12 protein-coding genes are annotated in these 5795 nt (G+C 51.3%); 2 read left to right on the top strand and 10 right to left on the bottom strand.

What is annotated here, in order from left to right; genetic code table 11:
* Nucleotides 1-169: 169 nt before the first annotated feature.
* Complete coding sequence (locus tag IFO68_RS21715; protein ID WP_192017833.1) at nucleotides 170-1234, top strand: tyrosine-type recombinase/integrase; 1065 nt, start codon at nucleotides 170-172, stop codon at nucleotides 1232-1234.
* 190 nt (nucleotides 1235-1424) lie between these two features.
* The gene (locus IFO68_RS21710) at nucleotides 1425-1673 is read left to right on the top strand and encodes a hypothetical protein (RefSeq protein WP_192017832.1); all 249 of its coding nucleotides are present in this window, start codon (nucleotides 1425-1427) and stop codon (nucleotides 1671-1673) included.
* 38 nt (nucleotides 1674-1711) lie between these two features.
* Here the strand turns inward: IFO68_RS21710 and IFO68_RS21705 are convergent, their stop codons facing one another.
* The 10 genes from IFO68_RS21705 to IFO68_RS21660 form a co-directional block, all read right to left on the bottom strand.
* Complete coding sequence (locus IFO68_RS21705; RefSeq protein WP_192017831.1) at nucleotides 1712-1963, bottom strand: CRISPR-associated protein Cas2; 252 nt, start codon at nucleotides 1961-1963, stop codon at nucleotides 1712-1714.
* A 237-nt stretch (nucleotides 1964-2200) separates the two neighbouring features.
* Nucleotides 2201-2338, bottom strand: coding sequence for a hypothetical protein (locus tag IFO68_RS21700; protein WP_155804952.1), 138 nt, complete (start codon nucleotides 2336-2338; stop codon nucleotides 2201-2203).
* On the bottom strand, nucleotides 2335-2751 hold the full coding sequence (locus IFO68_RS21695; protein ID WP_192017830.1) for a hypothetical protein: 417 nt from the start codon (nucleotides 2749-2751) through the stop codon (nucleotides 2335-2337). Before IFO68_RS21695 ends, IFO68_RS21700 begins: the two co-directional genes overlap by 4 nt.
* A 9-nt stretch (nucleotides 2752-2760) precedes the next feature.
* On the bottom strand, nucleotides 2761-3150 hold the full coding sequence (locus tag IFO68_RS21690) for a structural protein (RefSeq protein ID WP_161442373.1): 390 nt from the start codon (nucleotides 3148-3150) through the stop codon (nucleotides 2761-2763).
* Complete coding sequence (locus tag IFO68_RS21685; RefSeq protein WP_192017829.1) at nucleotides 3143-3490, bottom strand: hypothetical protein; 348 nt, start codon at nucleotides 3488-3490, stop codon at nucleotides 3143-3145. Before IFO68_RS21685 ends, IFO68_RS21690 begins: the two co-directional genes overlap by 8 nt.
* Nucleotides 3487-3984, bottom strand: coding sequence for a hypothetical protein (locus IFO68_RS21680; RefSeq protein ID WP_192017828.1), 498 nt, complete (start codon nucleotides 3982-3984; stop codon nucleotides 3487-3489). Before IFO68_RS21680 ends, IFO68_RS21685 begins: the two co-directional genes overlap by 4 nt.
* A complete protein-coding gene (locus IFO68_RS21675; protein WP_192017827.1) occupies nucleotides 3977-4798 on the bottom strand; it encodes a hypothetical protein in 822 nt (273 codons plus the stop codon). Before IFO68_RS21675 ends, IFO68_RS21680 begins: the two co-directional genes overlap by 8 nt.
* A 3-nt stretch (nucleotides 4799-4801) precedes the next feature.
* On the bottom strand, nucleotides 4802-5260 hold the full coding sequence (locus IFO68_RS21670; RefSeq protein WP_192017826.1) for a hypothetical protein: 459 nt from the start codon (nucleotides 5258-5260) through the stop codon (nucleotides 4802-4804).
* 1 nt (nucleotide 5261) lies between these two features.
* A complete protein-coding gene (locus IFO68_RS21665; RefSeq protein ID WP_120513245.1) occupies nucleotides 5262-5531 on the bottom strand; it encodes a hypothetical protein in 270 nt (89 codons plus the stop codon).
* The gene (locus tag IFO68_RS21660; protein WP_027253759.1) at nucleotides 5528-5710 is read right to left on the bottom strand and encodes a hypothetical protein; all 183 of its coding nucleotides are present in this window, start codon (nucleotides 5708-5710) and stop codon (nucleotides 5528-5530) included. The genes IFO68_RS21665 and IFO68_RS21660 overlap by 4 nt, the downstream gene beginning before the upstream one ends.
* Nucleotides 5711-5795: the final 85 nt, after the last annotated feature.

Below are 5795 nucleotides of genomic sequence, written 5' to 3'. Positions count from 1 at the left end.
ACATAGGCGCCACGGAAAAGCGGCATGAGGGGTGATCGCCAGCGAGGCCGTGATTTTCCTGACTTTTATCAATAGTTAGCGTCATTCTGAATTTCCTGTGATCTCATTGAAATTGCCCGAATTCCGTTCTACAGTACCCCTCACAGTACCCCTTTCAGAGTAGGACAACATGGCCTCATTCACTATCGAAAAGCGAGAACTCAAAAGCGGCGAACTGCGGTACAAAGCAACAATCTTCGTTAAACAGCAAGGCCGCATTATACATAGGGAATCGAAAACTTTCAGAAAAAAGGAACTGGCCCGTACCTACGGCCGAAACAGGATCAGCGAAATAGAATCGCAAGGGGTACTGAAAGATAAACCAGTCCCCCTGGGGGTACTGCTGGATAAGTTCATACTCAAAGAGAACTTATGGGAGAAAACTGGTCGTACAAAACGCTACGTCATCCAGATGCTACGTGACTGCGACATTGCGCGAGTGTTAAGCGACGAACTCAGAACCAGCGATCTGATTGAGCATTGCGAGAACAGAAAGAAAGCAGGCGCTGCCCCAGCAACCATTTACCATGACGTGGCTTACCTTCGCTCCGTCATGAAAAAGGCCAAACCAGTATTCGATATCAAAGCCAATCCAGACATCTTTGAAGAAGCTGTGCCCGTTCTGATTGAAATGGGCTTAGTAGGTAAAAGCCAAAAACGTACACGACGCCCAACGGACAACGAGCTAGAGCGATTGAAAGAAGGGTTAAAAGACCGCCAAGAATTCCGTAGTAACGGGCCTACTCGTATTCCATTCACTGACATTCTGGATTTTAGCATTCTGACCTGTATGCGCATCGGGGAAGTTTGCGGGCTACGCTGGGAAGATCTCAATGAGGAGCATAAAACAGTGCTTGTCCGGGATCGCAAAGACCCACGCAAGAAAGAAGGCAATCACATGATAGTGCCGCTGCTGGGTGAGTCCTTTGATATTGCTATGAAGCAAGAAAGAAGAAATGACCTGATCTTTCCATACAACCCGCGCAGCGTCACAGCAGGCTTTCAACGCGTAAGGAACAGCTTAGGGATTAAGGATTTACGTTACCACGACCTACGCCGGGAAGGTGCCAGCAGACTATTTGAGAAGGGATACAGCATTGAAGAAGTGGCTCAGGTGACAGGGCATCGAAATCTGAACATTCTTTGGCAGGTGTATACGCAGTTGTATCCGCATAAATTGCATGAGCAGTATTAATTAAATTCTGAACCTTTTATTGCGATGTGAAATGTTCAGTTGAAAATTCTGGTTACGGTGATAATGGATACACTTTATATGTAAGCAATAAAAAACAATCAATCGATTTTAAAATTGGAACATAGATCATAAAACATAAAAATCAATCAGATACAATTCAATTTCCACAGAATTGTTTAGGACTCTCATAATGTCAAACTCTTTCGAATATTTAACTAATTTTGCTTCAGGTGAAGCAGGTTCAAATTATCACTCTAAATATGTAGATGATAAAGGTAGAAGAGCTATTGCTGTTCGTTGTGCACTTGAACTAATGCAAGCAAAGTTATCTACTGAAGGATCTCCATCATTAACGGAACAAGTAAAGCGCCTATCAGTAATGGCTGATATTATTCAGGAAGCTCTGGAAAAAAGTCCAAAAGATAATACTGAAAATTAACACCCTACAACTAAAGCCCGAAAAACGGGCTTTTTTAATCACTTCAAGTCGTTAGGTGTAGCCTTGGTTTTAAAAGATGCCCAGTCATTCACTTGTGAAACAATAAGAGAATCATCACTATCGATATACTTTTTAAAATGGTCTCTCAACCCTGCAGATGACGTATTTATACGCTTAAAACACCAAGTAGAGTCTAAGATTCTAACTGCATTAAAGTTATCTAACTCACTGTATAGCTTCTGGTAATCTTTCGATTTATTTAAATCATAACTAAGAAAAAAAAGTGCCATTACTTACTCCCTCCCTATTAAAGACTCATATTAATGGCACAATTTTAACTCAACAAACACATCACTCGTCACATAATAAAACCCCAAAAATAAATAACAGAATCAACATTAGTGACTTGGGGCATAATTTATTACCTATTCTTCCTTTTCACGGTCGCATTCTTCGCTTTCACCACCCGGCCACCTTTGGCGAAGCGGTAGCCTTTCTTCAGTGTACCGTTACTTTTCAGTCCTGTCTTAGCCATGCTTTTTCCCCAGTTGTACGTTAGTTTCCAGTATTGTTAGCCGCTTGTCCTGCTTGTACAGCACGATGAGCAGCGCGATCATGGTGGGCGGTAAGCCCATTGCGGTGAGTTGTTGCAGTATCTCTATCATGTCGGTTTCCCTCTGAATTTGTGTGAGAAGAATTCCAGCAGGTAGCGCACCATAGAGCGCATCCCCAGCACGTCGACGACGATAGCCCCGACCACGTACCAGTAAGGCTCTGGAATGCTGCTGAGCGCCTGAAAACCTGCATCGACATACACTGCATAGTCAGGCCAGAAACACAGCATCAGGGGTGTGAAGACAACCAGTAAGATGAATTCATCTTTCCAGCCCCGGCCCTTGATACTCAGCTCGTCCAGATTGGCGGCTTTCTCGTCGCCGTATTCCAGCCGTTTTAGCCTGGCGGCGTGCTTGGCCTGCTCCAGTTCGTCTTTGCGTTTCAGGGCTTCGGCCTTGTTGCGGCTGTGCTGCTGCCATGCCGTCACCCCGCCCGTGATCAGATTCAATAATGCACCGAGCATCAGTCCCCCTTATGCCGCCTGAATGCCCGCATTGAGCATCTTGGCGCTGTAAGGCTGCATGCCGTTCTCATGGCGGATAATCAGGGGCACGATGTCCATGGTTTCCGCTTCTGACAGCGAGGTGTCAGGGGAGACGCCCAGCGCCCCGGCGACGTGGTTCACATAAGCGCTGGTGTCATTCTCCACAGGTGGCGCCCAGCGGTTGATGATGCCGCGCACTGTGGTCAGGCCGTGCAGGTTGCGGTACGTTTTCAGCGTTCGCGCCAACGCACGGATGCCGTTTTCCGGTCTGTCGAAGATGACAAAGCGGCCATCGTTACCGACGCGGCCACGCCATGCGGTGCCGTTGTCTTCAATATTGCCCGGATTATTGTTACGGATGCCTCGCGGCTTATACATCGTCATTGCTGCTAACCCCACTACCATCAGACTCAGTATCAATAAGATTTTGTTGTTGCTCATTGCGTGCCGCTTCCTCTGCTGCGTGTTGTTCGGCCATGGCCGTGACATAGCGTTGGTGCTCGTCAATCAGCCACGCATAGGCGGCGTTAAACACTGTGCTGTCGATAACCTGATTCGGGCGGTTATCCGTGTATTCGATATGGCCCAGCCCGGTCAGGGTGTTGAAATCAACCGCCCATTCACCCTGTCGCATGGCATAGCCGCCGATGTGTCCCAAAAAGGCCGGCACACCATCAATGACGATGAGCTGATCTTGTGTGACTGCTGTAATTCTCATAACTTCATAATCCAAATGACGGCCACCGACTTCTGTCGCACGTCGACGTGACCGTGGTTGTGTGATTGCCCGCTGCCCGGCGTGCTGACATAGGTGCTGGCGTTATGCAGCCGTAAGCCCAGCGTCCGCGGTGAAGAGCGCCCCGTCTCGGCGTACGCACTCCAGCCATTGTTAGGCACCGAGCGATTCGCCACCCCCGCGTTACTAATGCTGGAGATCTGAAAGTTACTGGTGCGCTGATAGGTCATGGACGAGCTGGGCAACTGTGTCGATGACAGGGTGTGATTCCCTGTGGCCCGGCTGTCTGTCCCGAATGTCTGATTCGGGCTGTACGCCCGGCCCGCACCGACCATCGCCCGGTCGCACAAGTCCGGCGTGCCGTTCTGACCGTCACACAGCACCCAACCCAGCGGAATAGATTCAAGAGTGCCGTTGTGGATCTTGATATCGCCGCTTTTCCAGCTTCCGCCGCCGCCACCGTGTAATCTAGCCATGGCGCACCTCTGCCAGTGTCCGCACCGTGGCCCCTTCCAGCGCATAGCCATACACCGCCGCCGCAGTATCCAGCGTCATGGACTCACCAGCGGCGATGTAAATGCCCGTCAGGTTATCCACGCCCTCACCCCCGACGAACAGGGCTTTGTCTGTCTGTACCAGTACCGACTGGCGCTTGCTGTCGGCGACGAGAAGTTGCGTAGTGGTTGCCTGCTCTAATGAGATCACCGCACTGGCGAGCGCATCACTGCGCGCCACCGCAACCAGACCACTGACCTGCTGCACCTGCGGTTGATTGGTGATCTCAACTTGACCTTGGATACTCTGCACCGCGGGCAGGTTGGTGATCGCCATTTCCCCGCTCACTGCCTGCACGTCGGGCAAATTGCCTACGGTGATCTTTCCGCTCACAGGCTGCACCGCGGGCCAGTTAGCAATAGACACCGGCGTATCAAACGCAACGGGCACTGTCTGCTGAATGGCATCAATGGTCACGGGTTCACGGATGCTGTGCACCTCCACCGCGCCACTGATTGCCACCGCGTCAGACTGGGTGTTTACCGGGATATCGGTTAACTGGTACTTGAGCGTGACCGCCGTGCTGTGATGGTTGTACAGCTCGATGGTCTCAAAGCCGCCCAGCGGCACCACGTCGTTTTTCTTCAGCTCCGTGCCGATTTCCCGGTTCTGGGTTTTCGCTAGCAAGGTGACGGTATGGGAGCAGTCACGAATTAACAGGTACTGACTGACAGCCGAGATAATTTTCTCTCCGGCCTGTAGCTGTACTTCGATGATTTTCTGTGTCTGATACATCCGTTACCTCTTGAGAACCACAACCAGCAGCACCAAGCCAATGACCGCCGCAAAGGCCATCATGACCTGAGTGTTCTGTCGTCCTATGTCACTGGCCCCGCCTGTGTTGGCACTGGCATTGATGCTGTTCGCCAACTGCATGGACTGCGAGGCCAGATTGCTCTGATTGGAGGCCATGCCACCAAGGGAACTCAGCGCCCCGTTGAAGGTTTCCAGTCCAAAACTAAACGCATCGTTCAAGGCGCTGTTATTCGACGCTAACGCATTCGAGCCAAGGGTCATGGCATCACTGGCCATTTCCCCCGCGGCTTCCATGGCACCGTGGTCAGTCATGGTGACGCTGCCATCAATGCCACTGAACATCATGCCGTTGTTCGCACCGCTGACGCCCATGCTGTTGGAGGTGTTAACGCTGTTATTGATGTTGCTGTTTGCGCTCTTTTTCGTACTGAATAAGCCCATATCAGCGCCCCCTCAGGTAGAAAAACAGCAGCACCATGGCGGCAATCGCGACCACTATTAGGGTGTAGTTCGGGGTTTTCGCCCCGAAGGTCACACCGCCCGCCTCAAAGTTCATTTCGACCGGGCCGTTGGTGGTAGTCATCGGCCCGCTGTCACTCACTGACTCCAGCGCACCCAGTGCCCCGGACATATCCATGCCGGGAAAGCCCATACTGGCCCCGGCGGCAGTTCCGGCCAGACTGGCTAAACCGCCAGAAGATGATCCGCTCACAACGCCCCCTTTTTACGAAAATAGAGAAAGGCCAGCACCAGCACGATGACGCCCACGGCTATCACGCCCGCACTCAGGTACTTAGTGCCATCTGCAGCGGTATAGCCGAGGGAGCCGCCCACAAGGGCGCCGCTGCCCCACAACACACCACCGCCGATTAAGAGAGGTACTAAAGGCATTGATTACCTCCGCATTAACAAAACGATGACCAACAGCAGGACAACCGCCCCGCCGATGATCCAGCCATAATGAAAAGACTGGGGG

Origin of the sequence: Photobacterium arenosum, from assembly GCF_014841115.1 — a bacterium.
Classification (GTDB): domain Bacteria; phylum Pseudomonadota; class Gammaproteobacteria; order Enterobacterales; family Vibrionaceae; genus Photobacterium; species Photobacterium arenosum.
The sequence above is the reverse complement of the archived record's forward strand: the minus strand, read 5'-3'. Positions and strand labels throughout refer to the sequence as shown.

Coding starts and splice junctions, on each gene's coding strand:
- IFO68_RS21690 (WP_161442373.1), bottom strand. CDS start 3,150: ATGTATAAGCCGCGAGGCATCCGTAACAATAATCCGGGCAATATTGAA.
- IFO68_RS21705 (WP_192017831.1), bottom strand. CDS start 1,963: ATGGCACTTTTTTTTCTTAGTTATGATTTAAATAAATCGAAAGATTAC.
- IFO68_RS21660 (WP_027253759.1), bottom strand. CDS start 5,710: ATGCCTTTAGTACCTCTCTTAATCGGCGGTGGTGTGTTGTGGGGCAGC.
- IFO68_RS21680 (WP_192017828.1), bottom strand. CDS start 3,984: ATGGCTAGATTACACGGTGGCGGCGGCGGAAGCTGGAAAAGCGGCGAT.
- IFO68_RS21675 (WP_192017827.1), bottom strand. CDS start 4,798: ATGTATCAGACACAGAAAATCATCGAAGTACAGCTACAGGCCGGAGAG.
- IFO68_RS21715 (WP_192017833.1), top strand. CDS start 170: ATGGCCTCATTCACTATCGAAAAGCGAGAACTCAAAAGCGGCGAACTG.
- IFO68_RS21700 (WP_155804952.1), bottom strand. CDS start 2,338: ATGATAGAGATACTGCAACAACTCACCGCAATGGGCTTACCGCCCACC.
- IFO68_RS21670 (WP_192017826.1), bottom strand. CDS start 5,260: ATGGGCTTATTCAGTACGAAAAAGAGCGCAAACAGCAACATCAATAAC.
- IFO68_RS21695 (WP_192017830.1), bottom strand. CDS start 2,751: ATGCTCGGTGCATTATTGAATCTGATCACGGGCGGGGTGACGGCATGG.
- IFO68_RS21685 (WP_192017829.1), bottom strand. CDS start 3,490: ATGAGAATTACAGCAGTCACACAAGATCAGCTCATCGTCATTGATGGT.
- IFO68_RS21710 (WP_192017832.1), top strand. CDS start 1,425: ATGTCAAACTCTTTCGAATATTTAACTAATTTTGCTTCAGGTGAAGCA.